The organism is Paraburkholderia terricola (genome assembly GCF_003330825.1).
In the GTDB taxonomy this organism is placed as follows: Bacteria; Pseudomonadota; Gammaproteobacteria; order Burkholderiales; family Burkholderiaceae; genus Paraburkholderia; species Paraburkholderia terricola.
The window spans coordinates 2,865,936-2,883,254 of record NZ_CP024941.1 but is presented as its reverse complement, the minus strand read 5'-3'; the positions used below and the strand labels follow the sequence as shown (position 1 = coordinate 2,883,254).

The 17,319-nt window shown below is 63.8% G+C and carries 16 protein-coding genes and 2 pseudogenes; 10 read left to right on the top strand and 8 right to left on the bottom strand.

Annotation, left to right across the window (positions count from 1 at the left end; genetic code table 11):
• Positions 1–35 precede the first annotated feature (35 nt).
• Positions 36–965 carry a LysR family transcriptional regulator gene (locus CUJ90_RS12755; protein ID WP_114163547.1) on the bottom strand — a complete coding sequence of 310 codons (930 nt, stop codon included), beginning with the start codon at positions 963–965 and terminating at the stop codon, positions 36–38.
• A gap of 116 nt (positions 966–1,081) precedes the next feature.
• Between CUJ90_RS12755 and CUJ90_RS12750 the strand changes: the two genes are divergently transcribed.
• The 9 genes from CUJ90_RS12750 to CUJ90_RS12710 all read left to right on the top strand — a co-directional run bounded on the left by CUJ90_RS12750 (position 1,082) and on the right by CUJ90_RS12710 (position 9,183).
• The gene (locus CUJ90_RS12750; RefSeq protein ID WP_114163546.1) at positions 1,082–2,614 is read left to right on the top strand and encodes a YbfB/YjiJ family MFS transporter; all 1,533 of its coding nucleotides are present in this window, start codon (positions 1,082–1,084) and stop codon (positions 2,612–2,614) included.
• 28 nt (positions 2,615–2,642) lie between these two features.
• Entirely contained in the window at positions 2,643–2,882 is a 240-nt protein-coding gene (locus CUJ90_RS32365; RefSeq protein ID WP_152035349.1) for a hypothetical protein, read from the top strand.
• Positions 2,883–3,108: 226 nt separating this feature from the next.
• Positions 3,109–4,140: a threonine aldolase family protein gene (locus CUJ90_RS12745; protein WP_114162946.1), complete on the top strand. Its 1,032-nt coding sequence runs from the start codon at positions 3,109–3,111 to the stop codon at positions 4,138–4,140.
• A 303-nt stretch (positions 4,141–4,443) separates the two neighbouring features.
• Positions 4,444–4,974: an NUDIX hydrolase gene (locus CUJ90_RS12735; RefSeq protein WP_073432649.1), complete on the top strand. Its 531-nt coding sequence runs from the start codon at positions 4,444–4,446 to the stop codon at positions 4,972–4,974.
• 66 nt (positions 4,975–5,040) lie between these two features.
• On the top strand, positions 5,041–5,490 hold the full coding sequence (locus CUJ90_RS12730) for an acyl-CoA thioesterase (RefSeq protein WP_083086636.1): 450 nt from the start codon (positions 5,041–5,043) through the stop codon (positions 5,488–5,490).
• A gap of 4 nt (positions 5,491–5,494) precedes the next feature.
• Positions 5,495–6,433: a branched-chain amino acid ABC transporter permease gene (locus tag CUJ90_RS12725; RefSeq protein ID WP_114162944.1), complete on the top strand. Its 939-nt coding sequence runs from the start codon at positions 5,495–5,497 to the stop codon at positions 6,431–6,433.
• A complete protein-coding gene (locus CUJ90_RS12720) occupies positions 6,426–7,724 on the top strand; it encodes a branched-chain amino acid ABC transporter permease (RefSeq protein WP_114162943.1) in 1,299 nt (432 codons plus the stop codon). Before CUJ90_RS12725 ends, CUJ90_RS12720 begins: the two co-directional genes overlap by 8 nt.
• On the top strand, positions 7,721–8,473 hold the full coding sequence (locus CUJ90_RS12715) for an ABC transporter ATP-binding protein (protein WP_114162941.1): 753 nt from the start codon (positions 7,721–7,723) through the stop codon (positions 8,471–8,473). The genes CUJ90_RS12720 and CUJ90_RS12715 overlap by 4 nt, the downstream gene beginning before the upstream one ends.
• Positions 8,470–9,183, top strand: coding sequence for an ABC transporter ATP-binding protein (locus tag CUJ90_RS12710; protein WP_114162940.1), 714 nt, complete (start codon positions 8,470–8,472; stop codon positions 9,181–9,183). Before CUJ90_RS12715 ends, CUJ90_RS12710 begins: the two co-directional genes overlap by 4 nt.
• 359 nt (positions 9,184–9,542) lie before the next feature.
• Here CUJ90_RS12710 and CUJ90_RS12705 read toward each other — a convergent pair whose 3' ends face one another.
• The 5 genes and pseudogenes from CUJ90_RS12705 to CUJ90_RS12685 form a co-directional block, all read right to left on the bottom strand.
• Entirely contained in the window at positions 9,543–10,199 is a 657-nt protein-coding gene (locus CUJ90_RS12705) for a hypothetical protein (RefSeq protein ID WP_152035348.1), read from the bottom strand.
• Between the two features lie 78 nt (positions 10,200–10,277).
• On the bottom strand, positions 10,278–11,357 hold the full coding sequence (locus CUJ90_RS12700) for a DUF535 family protein (RefSeq protein WP_114162936.1): 1,080 nt from the start codon (positions 11,355–11,357) through the stop codon (positions 10,278–10,280).
• A gap of 65 nt (positions 11,358–11,422) precedes the next feature.
• The gene (locus CUJ90_RS12695) at positions 11,423–12,055 is read right to left on the bottom strand and encodes a hypothetical protein (protein WP_114162935.1); all 633 of its coding nucleotides are present in this window, start codon (positions 12,053–12,055) and stop codon (positions 11,423–11,425) included.
• A 52-nt stretch (positions 12,056–12,107) separates the two neighbouring features.
• Positions 12,108–12,764, bottom strand: coding sequence for a LuxR C-terminal-related transcriptional regulator (locus CUJ90_RS12690; RefSeq protein WP_114162933.1), 657 nt, complete (start codon positions 12,762–12,764; stop codon positions 12,108–12,110).
• A 612-nt stretch (positions 12,765–13,376) separates the two neighbouring features.
• Positions 13,377–13,655, bottom strand: a pseudogene (locus CUJ90_RS12685) (integrase core domain-containing protein); the annotation flags it as partial.
• 40 nt (positions 13,656–13,695) lie between these two features.
• On the opposite strand from CUJ90_RS12685, the gene CUJ90_RS12680 reads away from it, so the two are divergent.
• Positions 13,696–15,093 (top strand): IS30 family transposase, encoded by a 1,398-nt coding sequence (locus CUJ90_RS12680; RefSeq protein ID WP_167449657.1) that lies wholly within the window; start codon positions 13,696–13,698, stop codon positions 15,091–15,093.
• A gap of 7 nt (positions 15,094–15,100) precedes the next feature.
• Here CUJ90_RS12680 and CUJ90_RS12675 read toward each other — a convergent pair.
• Positions 15,101–15,972 (bottom strand): annotated as a pseudogene (locus tag CUJ90_RS12675) (IS3 family transposase); the annotation flags it as partial.
• A 104-nt stretch (positions 15,973–16,076) separates the two neighbouring features.
• Positions 16,077–17,273, bottom strand: coding sequence for an IS4 family transposase (locus tag CUJ90_RS12665; protein WP_114161999.1), 1,197 nt, complete (start codon positions 17,271–17,273; stop codon positions 16,077–16,079).
• Between the last annotated feature and the right edge of the window lie 46 nt (positions 17,274–17,319).

Genomic DNA, 17,319 nt, shown 5'->3' with positions numbered 1-17,319 from the left:
GGCGCTGCGGTTTTAGCGTCCCGCGTGGTTTGCGATCAGCCCGCATCAACCGCTGTAACCGCTGTAACCGCTGTAACCGCGGGCGATTCCACCGCATCGTCGCGAGCCAGCAGCGTCTGCTTCAACGCATTGAGCGCCGGCGAAAAATGCCCGCGCCGCCACACGAGAAGCGTCTCGATCACGCCGATATCCGGTAGCGCATGAACCGCGATATTGCTGGCATCGGTCTGCAAATTCAGTACTGACCGTGGCGCCACGGCCACCCCCGCGCCCGCGGCCACGCATGCCACGATTGCGTGATACGAACCCAGCTCCAGCACGCGAGCCGGCCTCACGCCATGTTCCAGATACCAATTCTCGATGTAGCTCCGGTAAGCGCACCCGCGCTCGAACGCGATCAGCGTCGATAGCGCAATGTCCCGCACCTCGTGAATCGGCCGATGCCCGCGCGGCGTCAGCATCACCAGTTCTTCCCTGAACACCGACACCGTCTCGAATATTTCACCGAGCAAGGCCGGATCCGGTGGCGTGGCCACCAGGGCCGCATCCACCTCGAACTCGCGCACCCGTTCGATCAGCTTGCCGGTCGTGCCGGTCTCGAGTTCCAGCGCGACAGCCGGCCACTGCTGGTGATAGCGCGCGAGCAAGGCCGGCAGACGCGTTGCCGCGACGCTTTCCATCGTGCCCAACCGCAAGCGTCCGCTCGGACGGTCCTCGCGAACCGCATGACGCGCCTCGTCAGCGAGCGCGAGCAGACGCTCCGCGTAGGGCAGCAGCGTCTCGCCGGCGGGCGTCAGCACGAGACGGCGGCCGTCGCGGATGAACAGGTCGGTGCCCAGTTGCTGCTCAAGTTGCTTGATGCGCGTGGTGACGTTCGATTGCACGCGATTGAGTTTGGCGGCGGCGCGCGTCACGCCGTTTTCTCGCACGACGGCGCGAAAGATGGTCAAGGCGGCCAGATCCACGATTCTCTCCTGGCGATGGTTGGCATCCAAATTATTCATTTTTCATGATCCAAAGGTCAAGCTAATATGCTTTGAGACCGGTGACCGCCGGGTCCGATATCATTTTTCGCCTGCTCATGAACGATCTCGCTTCCCCCACGCAGCACGTTTCGTCCGAACGGGACGCCGCCCGGCGCGCGGCGCTCGCCTGCATGGTGACGCTGGCCGTGGTCCTCGGTATCGGGCGCTTTGCCTTCACGCCGCTGTTGCCGCTGATGCTCCACGGCGGCGCGTCGGGTCAGCCGCAGATCGATATCCAGCACGGCGGCTGGCTCGCGTCGTTCAACTACGCGGGCTATTTTGTCGGCGCGGTGACCTGCGCGGCGCTGCGGGTCGAACCGGCGCGCATGGTGCGTGCGGGGCTCGTCGCTACCGCCCTGCTGACCCTGGCAATGGGCGTCACGAATCAGTTCTGGGTGTGGGCGGCGGTACGCTTCGTCGCCGGTGCGGTCAGCGCGTGGAGTTTCGTTTTCGCCTCGCAGTGGGGCTTGCGGCGGCTCGCCGAACTGGGCGCGCATGGCTGGGGCGGGGTGATCTATACGGGGCCGGGCTTCGGGATTGCCGGGACGGGTTTGCTGGTCAGCGCCGCCGGCGGCTACGGCGCCACGGCCGGGTGGATCGGCTTTGGGCTGATCGCGGCGGTGCTGTCGATCGTGGTTTGGCCGGTTTTCGGGGCGGCGGCGGGCTCGTCGGCGCGCAGTGGGAGCAGTGCGGGCAGTGCGAATGCGCGCGCGGCCGCTTCCGCCGGCGCAACCGATGCAAACCAGCGTGTTGCAGACCGACGCGCCACGAGCCAATACGTTGTGGGCTCAAGCGTGGCGAATCCCGCTCTGGCGAATCCGACGCCGGCGGTCCCGGCCTCGGCGAACCCGACTGCGGCGAACCCGGCGTCGGCGAACCGGGCCTCGGCGAACCGGGCCTCGGCGAATCCGACTTCGGCGAATCCGGCCTCGGCGAACCCGGCCTCGGCGAATCCAACCTCGCCGAACCGGACCTCGCCGACCCCAACCCCAGCGACCCCGACCCCGCACCGCGCCGACGCCTTCTGGCTGATCCTGCTCTACGGCGTCCCCGGCTTCGGCTACATCATCACCGCGACTTTCCTGCCGGTGATCGCGCGCCATGCGCTGCCGGGCTCGTCGTGGCCCGATCTGTTCTGGCCGATGTTCGGCGCGGCGCTGATGGTCGGCGCACTGCTCGCGGCGCGCCTGCCGGTGCATTGGGATAACCGCACGCTGCTCGCCGGCTGCTATGTGCTACAGGCCCTGGGCATCGCGCTGGGCATCGTCTGGCCGACGGCGGGCGGCTTTTCGCTCGGCAGCATCCTGATCGGCCTGCCGTTCACCGCGATCACGCTGTTCGCGATGCGCGAGGCGCGGCGTCTGCGCGGCGACGACGCGGCCGGTCTGATGGGCTACGCGACGGCGGCCTACGGCGTCGGTCAGATCGTCGGCCCGCTTGTCGCCGCGCCGATCGCTGAACGAACCGGATCGTTTTCGCCCGCGTTGTGGCTGGCGGCGGGCGCGTTGCTGCTGGGCGCGGCCGGGCTGATCGTCGTGACGCGGATGTCGCGCGGACGCGGCCGGATGCCCGCCTGCAACTGCGGTTGAGGGAAGGATCGAGGCGACCGGAGAGGGCATGTTCGCGACCACCGCCAGTTGCCCGCTTGCCGCTGCAACGCATGGCGTGCCGAGCCAAGGGGCGCTTGCCGTAACTGTCACCGGGTGCCTGCTTGCAACTGCGATTAATGGGCGTATCGACGCGTCCGTAGCGAACCTGTCCGCTGTCACCGCCGGTTGCCCGCTTGCCGCTGCAACGAATGGCGTATCGACCCGCCGCAAAGCCCATCGCCGCAACCGTCGCCGAATGCGCGATTGATACTGCCGCCGACCGCCGCCTAAACCGCAAGTGGCCGCGCGCCATCGCCGCGATTGTCGACGCATGCCCCCTCGGCCGCATCGACCAACGCATCGACCAACGGCAAGTCAAACCGCCACCGGACCGCCACCCAACCCACCGCCAAAAAACAAATCACCCCGCAGCGCTCTAAAATGACCGCTTTCCCGCCATCTCAGCGCGCCCGTCGCCGGACGCGCCGCCATCCATGCAACATTTCGCGTCCGACAACTACGCCGGCATCTGTCCCGAAGCGCTCGAGGCGCTGATCGCCGCCAACCACAGCGGCCACGAACCGGCCTACGGCGACGACTCCTGGACCAACCAGGTCTGCGACCGTCTGCGCGAACTGTTCCAGACCGACTGCGAAGTGTTCTTCGTGTTCAACGGCACGGCGGCCAATTCGCTGGCGCTCGCGTCGCTGTGTCAGTCGTACCACTCGGTCATTTGCCACGAACTCGCGCACATCGAAACCGACGAATGCGGCGGCCCGGAATTCTTCTCGGGCGGCTCGAAGCTGCTGACCGCGCCGGGCGTCGGCGGCAAGCTCACGCCGGAGGCGATCGAAGCGGTCATCACGCGCCGCGCCGACATCCATTACCCCAAGCCGAAGGTCGTCACGCTGACCCAATCGACGGAAGTCGGCACCGTCTACAGCGTCGACGAAGTGCGGGCGATCACGGCGACCGCCAAACGGCGTCATCTGAAAGTGCATATGGACGGCGCGCGTTTTGCGAACGCGGTCGCCGCGCTCGACATGCATCCGTCGGAGATCACGTGGCGCGCGGGCGTCGACGTGTTGTGCTTCGGCGGCACCAAGAACGGCTTGCCGGTCGGTGAAGCGGTGGTGTTTTTCGACCGGACGCTCGCCGACGATTTCGCCTACCGGCTGAAGCAGGCCGGCCAACTGGCCTCGAAGATGCGCTTCATCTCCGCGCCCTGGCTCGGTCTGCTCGATAACGACGTGTGGCTGCGCAACGCGCGTCATGCGAACGCAATGGCGCAATTGCTGCAGACGCGGTTGCGGGAAATCCCCGGCGTGAGCATCATGTTCTCCGCGGAATCGAACGCGGTCTTCGCGCAGTTGCCCCCGCAAGCCGCGAGCGCGATGCGCACGCGCGGCTGGAAGTTCTACGAGTTCATCGGCGCGGGCGGTTGCCGGCTGATGTGCGCGTGGGACACGCAGCCGGAAACCGTCGAGCGTTTCGCCGCCGAACTGCGGGACTTGTGCGCGGCGTGAGTTCGTATTGGAGTTGGACGCCGCATCGGTGCCGCGCTCGCGTTGGGATCGCGCGCCGACCGCGGTGCTGAAGCCGCATACCGAGCGAAGTGCGATAGCCGCACGTTGAAGTCAGGCGTAAAACCAGCCACGGAATCACCTGCTGAACACCCGCATCGCACGACCTGCACGACCTGCACGACCTGCACGACACGCATGACCTGCACGACACGCACGATACGCACGACACGCACGACACGCACGACACGCAAAACCTAGCCGGCCCAACACCACGAACTACGCCACGAAACGCGCCCACTCGCCATGACCGAATACCGATTTTGTCCGCGCTGTTCCACGCCGTTGATCGAACGCGCCGATGCCGAGCATGAAGGCGGCCGCATCCGTCAAACCTGTCCCGATACGGCATGCGGCTACGTCCACTGGAATAACCCGCTGCCGGTGGTCGCGGCGATCGTCGAGTACGAGGGCAAGATTCTGCTGGCGCGCAACGCGGCGTGGCCGGAGGGCATGTTCGCGCTGATCACCGGCTTCCTGGAGAACGGCGAGACGCCGGAACAAGGCATTGCGCGCGAAGTGCTCGAGGAAACCTCGCTGCACACGGAGACCGTCGAACTGATCGGCGTGTATGAATTCATCCGCAAGAACGAACTGATCATCGCGTATCACGTGAAGGCGTATGGAACGATCGCGCTGTCGCCGGAATTGCTCGAATACCGGCTGGTGGAGCCGGCGAAGTTGCGACCGTGGCGAGCGGGCACCGGCCAGGCGCTCGGCGAATGGATGCGGCGGCGCGGCTTGCCCTTCGAGTTCGTCGAGAAGCCGGGGCAATAACGCCCCCGCCCGGCGCACGCACACGCAGCCCGCCCAAAACGCAACCACCCCCGACGCCACGCCACCATGAACAAACCCGCCCCCGCCGCGCGCGCCGCGTACCCGCATTTCCTGCCGATCACCACGCGCTGGATGGACAACGACGTCTACGGTCACGTCAACAACGTCGTCTATTACAGCTACTTCGACACGGTGGTGAACGACTATCTGATCCGCACCGGCGTGCTCGACTTCGAGCATGGCGCGACGATCGGTCTGGTGGTCGAGACGCACTGCAATTACTTCGCGCCGCTGGTGTTTCCGGATCGCGTCGAGGCCGGCTTGCGGGTCGCGCGGCTCGGCACGTCGAGCGTGCGCTATGAAGTGGGGCTCTTCAAGGAAGGCGACGACGAGCCCGCCGCGCAGGGCCACTTCGTGCACGTGTATGTCGATCGCGTCACGCGTCGTCCCGTGAGCTTGCCCGCCGATCTGCGCGCGGCGCTCGAACCGCTAAACGTAGCCGGGCAGGCGGGCTAGGCGCGTGCAGTCGTTCGTCATCAATCTGCTCAACGGTGTCAGCTACGGCTTGCTGCTGTTCATGCTGTCGGCCGGCTTGACGCTGATTTTCAGCATGCTCGGCGTGCTGAATTTCGCGCATGCGAGCTTCTACATGCTCGGCGCTTACGTCGGTTTCTCGGTGGCGGCGCATGCGGGTTTCTGGAGCGCGCTCGTGATCGCGCCGCTGATCGTCGGCGCCATCGGCGCGGCGCTCGAGCGTTGGCTGTTGCGCCGCGTGCGCGTGCACGGCCACCTCCCCGAGTTGCTGCTGACGTTCGGCGCGGCGTATCTGCTGGGCGAGCTGGTCAAGCTCGGCTGGGGCTTGAGTCCATTGAGCGCGACGGTGCCGCCCGCGCTCGACGGCCCTTTGTTCACGCTCTACGGCGCGGCGTTCGCGCGCTATCGGGCGTTCATGATGGCGGTGTCGCTGGTGATGCTCGCGCTGCTGTACGCGGTGCTGCGCGTCTCGAAGACGGGCCTCATCGTGCGCGCCGCGCTCACGCACGCGAGCGCCGTCGAAGCGCTCGGCCACGACGTGCCGCGCGTATTCACCGGCGTGTTCGCGGCCGGCACGGCGCTCGCGGCGTTGGCCGGCGTGATCGGCGCGCCGCTCTTCGTGATCGATCCGGCGATGGCGGAATCGCTCGGCTCCATCGTGTTCGTGGTGGTCGTGATCGGCGGCCTGGGCTCGTTGAGCGGCGCGCTGGCGGCGTCGCTGCTGGTCGGCTGCGTGCAGACCTTCGCGGTGGCGAGCGACGTGTCGCTGGGCGGCGTGCTGGCGGCGTTCGGCGCCTCGCTGCCCGCCGAATGGGACGCCTTGACGCTCGCGCAACTCGCGCCGCTGATTCCCTATCTGCTGCTCGTCGCGATGCTGGCGCTGCGTCCGCGCGGACTCTTCGGGCGGCGCGACGAGCATGCGTGAGCCCTTCGGACCGTCCGCGTTGACCGCCACCTCCGCCTCGGCGTCGCGCCGCATGTGGCGGCTGATCGCGCCGTGGCTCGCGCTCGTGCTGTTCCTCGCCGTGCCGCCGTTGATCTGGCCGCAAAGCTGGCTGCTCGCCTATCTCGCGCAGACCGCGACGATGATCGTGTTCGCGCTCTCGTACAACCTGCTGCTCGGCGAAACGGGCTTGCTGTCCTTCGGCCATGCCGCTTACTCGGGACTCGGCGCGCTCGTCGCCGCGCACGTCTTCAATCGCGTCGGCGTGCCGCTCGTCCTGCTGCCGCTGATCGGCGGACTCGGCGGCGCGCTGTGCGGCGTCGTGTTCGGCTTCATCTCGACGCGGCGTGCCGGGACGGCCTTCGCGATGATCACGCTCGGCATCGGCGAACTCGTGTCGGCGGCGGCATGGACGCTGCCCGACTGGTTCGGCGGCGAGGCGGGCGTGGCGATCGATCGCGCGAGCGGCCACGCGCTCGGAAGCTGGAGCTTCGGGCCGGCCCGCGAGGCGTATGCGCTGATCGCGCTGTGGTGCCTGCTGGCGAGCGCCGCGCTGTTCGCGCTGTCGCGCACGCCGTTCCTGCGTCTTGCCAACGCCGTGCGCGACAACCCGGCGCGCGCCGCGGCGATCGGCTGCTATCCGCGTCGCGTTCGCCATGGCGTCGTGGTGTTGTCGGCGTTTTTTGCGGGCGTCGCGGGCACCCTGGGGCTGATCAACGTCGAACTGGTGTCGAGCGAAAGCGTCGGCATGATGCGTTCGGGCGCGGTGCTGATCGCGACGGTGATCGGCGGCACGGCGGCGTTCTTCGGACCGGTGGCGGGCGCGGTCGTGCTGACGTTTTTCAGCGTCGCGGTGGCGAGCGTCACGCGGGCGTGGCTATTCTATCTCGGGCTGTTCTTTGTCGTGGTCGTGGTGATATCACCCGATGGCATCGCGGGCTTCATGCAACGGCATATCGCACGCGTCGCGGCATGCGGTTGGCGAATGTGCCGCGCCGTGTATCTATGGGGTGCGGCTGCCGCGTTGCTGTGGACGCTGGCTGTCGTGCTCGCGGTGCAATGGGCATACGCGGTGCAATTCGGCATGGATGACAGCGCGTCTTTCGGCGTCGACGGCCTGCCGCTGTGGATGGCGTCGTCGGCGCTATGGTTCAGCGGCGTCGTATTCATGCTGGCCGCGTTGGGCGCACTGTCGGCGCGCTACGCCGTTCGCGCGCAAGCGCGCCTTGCGATGAACTCGCGCTCCACGCGAATCGCCGGAGACACGCAATGATTCCGGCGCTCGCGCTGTACGGCATCGAAAAACGCTTCGGGTCCACGCGGATTCTGCGCGGCGTCGATCTCGCGATCGAGCCGGGCGAGCGCCATGCGTTGATCGGCCCGAACGGCGCGGGCAAGTCGACGCTCTTCAATCTGATCGCCGGCGGCGCGCGGCCGAACGCGGGGCGCATCGACCTGTTCGGCGCGGAGATCACGCGACTCGCACCGGCCGCGATCACGCGCCGCGGCCTCGCGCGCAGCTTCCAGACCACCAGCGTGTTTGCCCGGCTGACGGTGTTCGACAACCTGCGCTGCGCGGCGATGCTCGCCGAGCGCGACCGCACCCGCTGGTGGCAGCGTTTCACCGGCTCGGCCACGGTGAACGCGCGCGCCGAGCAGGTACTCGACGCAGTGGGCTTGAGCGCGCGCCGCCACCTTCAGGCCGGCACGCTCAGCTATGCCGAGCAGCGCGCGCTCGACCTCGGTCTCGCGCTCGCGGGCTGCGCGCACACGTTGCTGCTCGATGAGCCGACGGCCGGCATGAACCGCGCCGAAGCGGCGCGCGCGATCGAGCTGATTCGCGCGACCACGGCGGGCCGCACGCTGCTGATGGTCGAGCACGACATGGACGCGGTGTTCGCACTCGCCGATCGCATTTCGGTGCTGGTGCAAGGGCGCATCATCGCGACCGGCACACCGGCGGCGATTCGCGCGGATGCGGCGGTGCGCGCCGCCTATCTCGGCGACGGATTCCGCGCATGACGGCCTTGCTCGACATTCGGCAACTCAACGCCTGGTACGGCGCGAGCCAGGCGCTGCACGGCGTCACGTTGCGGATCGAGGCGGGCGAGGTGCTGGCGCTCGTCGGGCGCAACGGCTCGGGCCGCTCGACGCTCGCCCGCGCGATCATGGGCCTCGTGCGCAGCGAGGGCGGCTTGCATTTCGCCGGTCGCGCGCTCGGCGGGCTGCGCACCTTTGAGATCGCGCGTCTCGGGCTTGGCTACGTGCCCGAACAGCGCGACGTTTTCCCGACGCTGAGCGTCCACGAAAATCTGCAACTCGGTGTCGTGCCGCATGCGCGCGCCCGCATGCCGCGCTTTAGCTTCGACGATGCTTACGCGCTGTTTCCCGTTTTGCGCGAGCGGAAGCGCACGCGTGCCGGCGCGCTGTCGGGCGGCGAGCAGCAGATGCTGACGCTTGCCCGCGCGCTGCTCGGCGACCCCGATTTGCTGGTGATCGACGAGCCTGGCGAGGGTCTCGCAAGCCAGGTGATCGCGCAGGTCGCGCAGTGTCTGCGCATGCTGCGGGATCGCGGTGTCGCGATGCTGCTGATCGAACAGCGGCTCGTGATCGCACAGGACATCGCCAGCCGGGTCGCGGTGATGGGGCACGGCGAGATCGTGTTCGACGGCGAACTCGCGGTATTTTTGCAGCGGACCGAGGTGGCGAGGGAATGGCTTGGCGTGGGGTGAGGGTGGGGTGGTGCCTGGCTGGTTTATTGCGGTGTGGTGTTTGGGGTTTTTTGTCACTACATGGCTTTGGCGTTGGCCTTTCCTTGATTTGTTAGTGGTCTATTGGCGTTGCCCCTGTGCGGGGCGGCACCTACTTTTCTTTGCCGGCCGCAAAGAAAAGTAGGCAAAAGAAAGCGGCTCACACCGCTAATTCTTAAGTGGAGCCCTCGCGCAGTAACGGTAGTGGTGCATCTGGAATCCGTGTTCTCGCGCACTCCGCGTTCGTGACACAGCAGTCATTCTTCCGGCGGCGCTGCGCGCGCCGTCGCGGTACTTTTGGCGATCTTCGGTGCTGGCTCGAGGGGAGCGCTAGTACTCCATCAAGAGGCATTGCCGACGCGAAGCTTCGCCCTCTGGATAATGCTTAACACCTTCGCCGGGCTCTGCGGGTAGATGTGACTCAGCAGGCTTAGCTCTCCGCTTCGGAATAAGAGGACAGCCCCCTGTGGCAAAACAGCGAACTCCTGGCGCGCACGGTTGCTGTGGCGTTCGTGCGTACGAAGCGTGTTGCGAGCAGGAAAGCGATCCCGTCCAGCCTTTTGCACGGGCTCCCTTCGTCTGCATGGCCTTGGCACTTGGCCTACGTGTAAATGTCCGTGTTCGTCCTGGCGATACTGTGCCTGCAACTTACCGGTCGGGTCCGCGAACACCAGAAAATGCTGCGAGCGCTGGTCGTATGCGGCCACCAGAAATCCTCCCCAACTGATCGCAGTGGGCGCAGCCTGGCAATTCAATGTTGTGTCGACGACGTCCGCGTCGGTGACCGGCTGCTGCTCGCCGGAAGTGAACAAGTTTCCCCATAAACTCCAGCGGGCGTACTCGTGCAACCCTTGGCGCATTGTCTCGCTGACTGGCGAGGGGAACCTCGCTATACACACCGAATCGCCGTCCGTGTACTCGATCCATTTCGATGCGTCGCAATCCACTTCGGTCACTGAATCCGCGATATCGGGCGTGCTTAGAATGGCGTAGGTCATAACTCTCGGGTTGATCGCGCTATCGGCGCATTGCGAACCGACAATGTCGGGCGACGTCATAGGCAATGGCGGAGGTAATCAATGGCGCCGATAACGTCTGTGCCTGCATGGCCGGCCTTTCACTTGAGCGCAATTCGCTTCCCTGGCCCTTGCCACGGCGGATCCGATCTGAACATGCAGCGACGCCTTCAGAGATTCTCGGCGTTGCCGACGAGTCGGCGCACCGGTCGTTTGCCTGAACGTCGCCTCATGTGGGCATCGAGGCTTGCCGAGAACGAACCAACCCTTCCAGACTTTGCGCTTATCCTTCTGATTCGAGAGCGCCCCGTAGTCGGCGGCGATCCGGTTCCTTCCGAATCGATAGCGCCAGCTCGAATAGATGTGCGCCTCGTGACACACGATCATGACGTTGCGGATTTCGAGCGCGAATGCCAGGGATTGAGCTAAATAAACAATAAGGTCCTTGGGCCGTAAACCGTGCCATTTCCGCGTCAGCGAACGAAAGAGGTCTTGCCCTCCGGCAGACCGATCCGGGCCTTGCACACATCCGATCAAAAGCCGGGGCCGACAAATCCGTCCACCTATGTGCGCCAGCGAGAACGTGCATGAAACCAGGCGCCATCCTCCAATATCACGGACGCTGAGCGTCCAGTCGCCCTCCTTCTGGAATCGGTCAAGCGATTCAATGAGCACATGCCAGTTCTCGGACTCGACTTCGAACTTGGCCACCCTGTGCCCATGGCCGGCAGCGAGACTGTTCACGATCCCCGGAATCGAAGTCCGCGTAAATGCCTGGTGTTGCGCGCTTACGATAAAAGCCTGCTCCGCGGTAAAACTGCCATGCAGAAAAGGACGGTGCATTCGTTCGAGCATGGTCGGACAGTGTCGCGCCAGGTGTGCCAGAGGAGGTTGGGTGCATAAGCCAAGCCAACTGACAGTAGGCCGCCACCACAGCAGCGATCTGCAAAAGAACCGTAGACGCCTCAAGCGTTCAAATGACGATGAGCCGGGATAGGCCTGCTGCGCACTCGCGGTTATGAGCGAAATTGAGCGCAGCAGTGTCAGAGGATTGACGGAAATACGTTGGAATGAAAACTGAAAAGTATCCGCCTTCGATGTACCGGTGGGCACTTCCAATCTTCGCCGAGTTAGTTGCATGCGTAACGCCCTTTAGTCTGGTCTGCCTCGTAGCAGCGGGGGTACTGCGGAATTAAAAATAGGAGTCAGTTTTCTACGGCGTTGCTCGATGCAGCAGCATCAACTGCTCGCTTCTCGCCCCAGTACTCGGCGAGATAATCCACGACGTCTACCGTGGACACGATGCAGGATGTCGTCGCATCTGGGCGCTGCTTCATGGGATAGCCCAACGGTGACCTGCCTTCCAGTGCTTGTCCCGGTTTGCAGAAAGGCTCGTCGCCCGTATCGTGGCCGTTGTATGCCGCGGAGCGGTGGCCGCGTGTCAACCAGCGCTCGTATTCTTGCCTTGTTTGCGGGACGTTAACGGCTAACGTGCTCGACTGTACGCCAGCCGATCTCTCGGAGAACAGCACGACCCTTGCGCCAGTGACACGCCCCTGTGCCAACGCGTCTTCGAGGGCCCATCCGTACTTCGATTCCCTGAAAACAGATTGGCCGATCTGAACCATGTTGCGGGCTTTCAGTTCATTACGGCGGCTCTCTAACGCTTCGGTTGCGACAAGTTCCGGCGACTTTTCGAAGTCCGGCAGATACGTGCCGTGATTGGCGAACTGCCGGTAGTGATCCGCAAATGGGTTGGAGCATCCGCTAAGCGCCGAAACAAGCAAGGGGGCAATTGCCGCATGGATCGACTGCCGCGCCGTGAATAGCGCATTCATACGCATGGCCTTTGATAGTCGCTTAATCGTGGAAGAATGGCCGCGAGATCAATCACGTCTGCGTAGCTTCCTGGAAACCATTAATCGCGAACAGGGCATCCAGATACCTGAGACCAAAGAGTTCTGCGTCTGACTCCACGCCCAGCTTTCTCATCGCCTTCGATTTGTGGGCACTGACTGTCTGCTTGGCGCGGTGCAGCTTACGGGCGATCTCGCATACCGGAAGGCCGGATAGGAACAGCCGCAGAATTTCCGTTTCCCGTGCGGTCAGTACGCAAGATACGTCGAGATTGCCCGCCATTGGCTTTAGACACTGAAGAGCGGGAGATACGTAGATGGCGCCGGCGTGTGCCGCCTGGATTGCGTGCGCCAGGTGGTTGACGGCATCGCATTTGTGCAACACTGCGCCGATGCCTAAGCGCGACATCGTTGCCAGCAGCGCGGCATTGTGCATGCAGACCTGCACGACCATTTTCAAATGAGGGTGAGCGGCACGAAGCGCGGACATCAATGAGCCGAAGCCTTCCCACCTACACGAGCAGTGATCGATAACGAGCACGTCGCAGGGAATGTCAGCGGCCAAAGTAAAGAGTTCGCTACTACTGTGTGCGATTCCGACCAGGTCGACGTCGTCGCATTTGCTGAGCGCGGACTCGATTCCCAGCGTAAAGAGCGGATGGCTATCCGCAGCGATGACTTTTATTGCCATGGGTCGTGCTCCAAAGCTGGTTCAGTTAACACGGGATGACGAGGGCGCGTAGCACGAACGGTCATTGGAAGACCGGGTGCATGACTCGATAGCCTGCTAAGGTATTCCATAAGCATGGCGTGACTCAATTGGACGCATCCTGTTTTTGCCAATGTTTTTGGCCGAAGCAGGCGTCTCGATGTCAGCCATGAGGTTGGGAATAACATGCGACGACCGCATGTTGAAGCGATAAAGCGTCGCAGTATTCGCAGACGCGTACCCGCGGAAACGCGGCGCGGCGCGGCGCGCACCGTCGCCAATCAATCGATTCACGACGGAGCATCGCCGAGGCGAAGTCGATGGCCCCCAAGGCGCACAAACGCGCCCTGGTTTCCCTGGCAGCCCCATCCGCGACGCACGCAGTGCGGAGTGGGAGCTAATGACGGCTTTGTCACCAATGCGGAATGTGCGAGAACACGGATTCGAGATGCACCACTGTCCCCTCCGAGCCAGGGGACCCGTTTAAGAGCTAGCGGTGTGAGCCGCTTTCTTTTGCCTACTTTTCTTTGCGGCCGGCAAAGAAAAGTAGGTGTGTAGTGGTCAAGCAAACCTGGACACCCCAAAGGCGAATTTTTAAAAAAGCGAAGCTTCGCACCGTGCCGGTGGCAGACCGCCTGCCGCCGAATGGATGCGCCTGTAGTTATAAAAGTTGTCGATGTAGGCCCCGATGTCGCGCTCGGCCTGCGCGTGATCCGGGTACCCTTTCTCGTCGATCCACTCGTTCTTCAGGCTTCTGAAGAACCGTTCAACCGGCGCGTTATCCCAGCAGTTTCCCTTTCTGCTCATACTCTGAATGATGCCGTTTGCCTTCAGTTCGTTCACGAAATGCGCGCTGGTGTACTGGGCGGATTCAACCGGTCGTCGCAACACCTTAAACTAAGGAGGTGTTGCCATGGTTCAAAGTGCAAAGCGGGTGTATCAGTTGACAGGGCGAGCAGCGATGTACTCACCGGGTGCGCCGTCGCTTGGAAATGAGGTCGAGCGTCGCTTTTGGCTACAGATCGGAACCGGCATTACAAGCGAGAAAGCAGCGGAGGCGGTCGGCGTGTCTCAGGCGGTAGGCTCGCGCTGGTTCCGCTATCGTGGCGGCATGCCACTATTCATGTCGAAACCTATCGCTGGTCGATACTTGTCGTTCGCTGAGCGAGAAGAGATAGCATTGCTTTCTATTCAAGACATCGGTGTACGCGAAATCGCCCGCCGCATCGGACGCAGTCCATCAACCGTTTCAAGAGAGCTTACCCGCAATGCGGCGACACGTGGTGGGTACCTCGAGTATCGTGCTTCGGTCGCGCAGTGGAAGGCGGAGCGGATCGCCAAACGACCAAAGCCGGCGAAGCTAACGAGTAATGCACGGCTGCTCCAATACGTACGGGAGCGTTTGGAGGGCAAGGTGCGTGACGCGGATGGCCGTGATATTGCAGGTCCCAGGCAGGCGCCCTTCAAGGGGCGCAATAAACCACATCGCGGGGACCGAAAGTGGGTCAACGGCTGGTCACCCGAGCAAATTGCTAATCGATTGAAGGCCGATTTCCCGGATGATGAATCTATGCGCATCTCTCACGAAGCCATTTATCAAGCCCTCTATATTCAAGGGCGCGGTGCACTCAAGCGGGAGCTGGTGGGTTGCCTTCGCACCGGGCGTGCCTTGCGCGTTCCCCGAGCGAGAGCGCGTGCCAAGGCATGGGCGCATGTCAGCGAGGAGGTGATGATTTCCAGCCGGCCTGCAGAGGTGCAAGATCGTGCTGTGCCGGGCCATTGGGAGGGAGATCTGATTATCGGTTTAAATCGATCAGCCATCGGCACGTTGGTGGAGAGATCAAGCCGCTTTACGATGCTCGTGCACTTGCCTCGCGAGAAAGGCTATGGGGTGATCCCACGCACGAAGAACGGGCCCGCGCTCGCCGGCTATGGAGCTGTCACGATGGCCAACGCACTCAAGAAGACTGTGGGGGACTTACCTGCTCAGTTGTGGCGATCACTGACATGGGATCGTGGCAAAGAGCTGGCCGATCACGCACGCTTTACTATTGAGTCGGGCGTGAAGGTCTTCTTCGCCGACCCGCACAGTCCATGGCAGCGTGGTACGAACGAAAACACCAATGGCCTTCTAAGACAGTACTTTCCAAAGGGCACGGACCTGTCCAGATGGAGTGTTCAAGAGCTCCAGGCAGTTGCTAACACGTTAAACGCAAGGCCCCGGAAAACGCTCGGCTGGAAGACGCCTGCGGAAACCCTGGACGCCTACCTAAAATCCGTTCAACATTCTAGTGTTGCGACGACCGGTTGAATCCGCCCTGGCATCCCTGATCGGAGTGGAACATCAGGCCGGGCGGCGGGCGTCGATGCTCGCGCGCCCTTTGCAAGGCCCGGATAACCAGAACCGTATCCGGCAACAGCGCGAACGCCCAGCCGACGATACGGCGCGAATACAGGTCCATCACGATCGCCAGATAGGACCAGCCCTGAAGCGTTCTCACGTACGTAATGTCGCCCGCCCACACCTGATTGATCGCCGGCGGCTGGAAGCGGCGCTCAAGCAGGTTGGGCGCCACCAGCGCTTCACCGTCAGCCCTGCGGTAACGGTGCGTTCGTCGTCGCGTCACGGCCAGTTGCGCCTCACGCATCAACGACCGCGCGCGGTAGCGTCCGATCGCATGGCCCTGGTGCTGTAACGCCTGAGCCATCCTGCGGCTGCCATAGCTGCCGCGGCTTTCGTTGTGAATTTCACGCACGGCCCTGAGCAGGGCCGGCGAAGCCGCAGCCCTGGCGGGCCGCCGCGCGGCAAAGGTGTAGTAGCTGCTTCGCGGCACCTTCAGCAACCGGCACATCACGCTGACTGGCCAGGCCTTCTTCAGCGAACGGATCACCTCGAGGAGCGATCCAGTTCCTTGACGAAGAAGGCCGTGGACTTTTTTAGTATCTCGCGCTCCCTTTCGAGCTCGGTCACGCGTGCCTCCAGCTCCCGGATACGTCGCTGGTCGGCCTTGAACTGCACCTCGGTGCGCGGAGGCTCAGCCTGCTCGGCCCGCCATTGCGCCACCCACCGCCGCAACGCGGTATCGCCAACGCCCAGCGCCTCGCAGGCCCTGGCAAACGAATAGCCCTGCGCGACAACCAGCTGCACCGCCTCGGCCCTGAATTCGTCGGTTATGTTCCGTCTGCTCATTTCTCACCTCGGTTGGAGATTATCCCCTTTAGAGGTGTCCAGAGTCATTGGACCACTACAGTGCCGCCCCGCACAGCAATGCTCTCAACTTAAGCCCCGCTGCATCAAGCGAGTTTGTACGCGAGATGGAAGTGGGGCTTGGCTTTTCTGGGTGGTCTTGGATAGGAGCGTGAGGGCTGTATCCGGCATCGGGTCTGGTGGATCATTTCCAGCACACCGGCGAGGCCGTCCAGACAGCGCTGGATGCGCAGAAGACACGCGCCGAGGATGGGCTTGAGTGCGCCCAGTGCATACACCCGGTTAGGACGGCTGGCATGTCTGTCGTCGTGCGGCGCATCGAGATCGCTGAGCAGTGTGCACAGGTTGTCGGCGAGGATTTTTGCGCCGAAGTCCTGCTGTAACGCCAGGTAATCGAGGCCTGTGACGGCTTCCAGCCGCAGCCGGTGCTTGAGTCGTTTGAATGCTTCCTCGACCCGCCAGCGCTGGTGATAGAGCGCGCCGAACGATGCCGCCGGATAACGCCCGCCATCGAGCAGCGAGGTCATCAGCACACGCACGCGACCGCCCGGCGTGACGTCGCGGATCAGGCGCACAGTCGTGGGCGTACGCGCCAGTTCATAGGCGCGGGCATCCGGTTCGCTGGGCGCTTCCAGTGTCACCACATGCTCGGCTTTACCGCTGCGGGTAAAGGCGCTGACGCATTTCCAGTTACGCGCATCGACGCGCATGCAGAACGGGATTTCGCGCTGTGCGAGCGCCGCCACCATCGCGTTGCCGATATAGCCGCGATCGAGCAGCAGCAGGTCGGTATGCGGTTGCAGTACATCGAGGGCTTCGAACAGCATCTGCCGCTCGCCGCCGTCGGCGGGATGAAGTGCAGCGTGCAGGGTCAGTTCGGAACCCGGCAGGAACAGCGCAAACGCGTAGTGATCGGCGCGCAGTTCATGGCCGCGACGCGTGCCCACACGCAGGCGGCTACCGTCAGCGGCGACCAGCCTCAGGCCGTGCCAGCGCATCGAATCGATATGGGGTTGGGCCAGCGAGATCAGGCGGGCGCGGGCCAGTTCGAACAGTTCGGCAGACACTCCCCGTCGCGCCTTGCTGAAGGCCTGTGCGCTGACAGCGCGGGTGCGCCCGCCGCTGCTTCCCAGTGCGCCGAATAGCGCGTCAAGTTCGGCCTGCACACTGGCGCACATGCCGGACATCATCAGCGCGGCCATGCGCGGCAAGGTCAGTGTGCGATTGCGGGTAAAGGCAGTGGGAGAACGACGCACGCGATCGGCGAGCGCCGGATCGAGCAGGAAATCGGAGAACTCAGCCAGAAGCCGCGAGGACGCTGGTATTTGA

What these genes read in the sequence shown, in the direction of transcription:
- CUJ90_RS12735 (WP_073432649.1), top strand. Translation starts at nt 4,444, where the DNA reads ATGACCGAATACCGATTTTGTCCGCGCTGTTCCACGCCGTTGATCGAA.
- CUJ90_RS12745 (WP_114162946.1), top strand. Translation starts at nt 3,109, where the DNA reads ATGCAACATTTCGCGTCCGACAACTACGCCGGCATCTGTCCCGAAGCG.
- CUJ90_RS12750 (WP_114163546.1), top strand. Translation starts at nt 1,082, where the DNA reads ATGAACGATCTCGCTTCCCCCACGCAGCACGTTTCGTCCGAACGGGAC.
- CUJ90_RS12690 (WP_114162933.1), bottom strand. Translation starts at nt 12,764, where the DNA reads ATGGCAATAAAAGTCATCGCTGCGGATAGCCATCCGCTCTTTACGCTG.
- CUJ90_RS32365 (WP_152035349.1), top strand. Translation starts at nt 2,643, where the DNA reads ATGTTCGCGACCACCGCCAGTTGCCCGCTTGCCGCTGCAACGCATGGC.
- CUJ90_RS12715 (WP_114162941.1), top strand. Translation starts at nt 7,721, where the DNA reads ATGATTCCGGCGCTCGCGCTGTACGGCATCGAAAAACGCTTCGGGTCC.
- CUJ90_RS12705 (WP_152035348.1), bottom strand. Translation starts at nt 10,199, where the DNA reads ATGACCTACGCCATTCTAAGCACGCCCGATATCGCGGATTCAGTGACC.
- CUJ90_RS12720 (WP_114162943.1), top strand. Translation starts at nt 6,426, where the DNA reads ATGCGTGAGCCCTTCGGACCGTCCGCGTTGACCGCCACCTCCGCCTCG.
- CUJ90_RS12700 (WP_114162936.1), bottom strand. Translation starts at nt 11,357, where the DNA reads ATGCAACTAACTCGGCGAAGATTGGAAGTGCCCACCGGTACATCGAAG.
- CUJ90_RS12710 (WP_114162940.1), top strand. Translation starts at nt 8,470, where the DNA reads ATGACGGCCTTGCTCGACATTCGGCAACTCAACGCCTGGTACGGCGCG.
- CUJ90_RS12695 (WP_114162935.1), bottom strand. Translation starts at nt 12,055, where the DNA reads ATGAATGCGCTATTCACGGCGCGGCAGTCGATCCATGCGGCAATTGCC.
- CUJ90_RS12730 (WP_083086636.1), top strand. Translation starts at nt 5,041, where the DNA reads ATGAACAAACCCGCCCCCGCCGCGCGCGCCGCGTACCCGCATTTCCTG.
- CUJ90_RS12680 (WP_167449657.1), top strand. Translation starts at nt 13,696, where the DNA reads ATGGTTCAAAGTGCAAAGCGGGTGTATCAGTTGACAGGGCGAGCAGCG.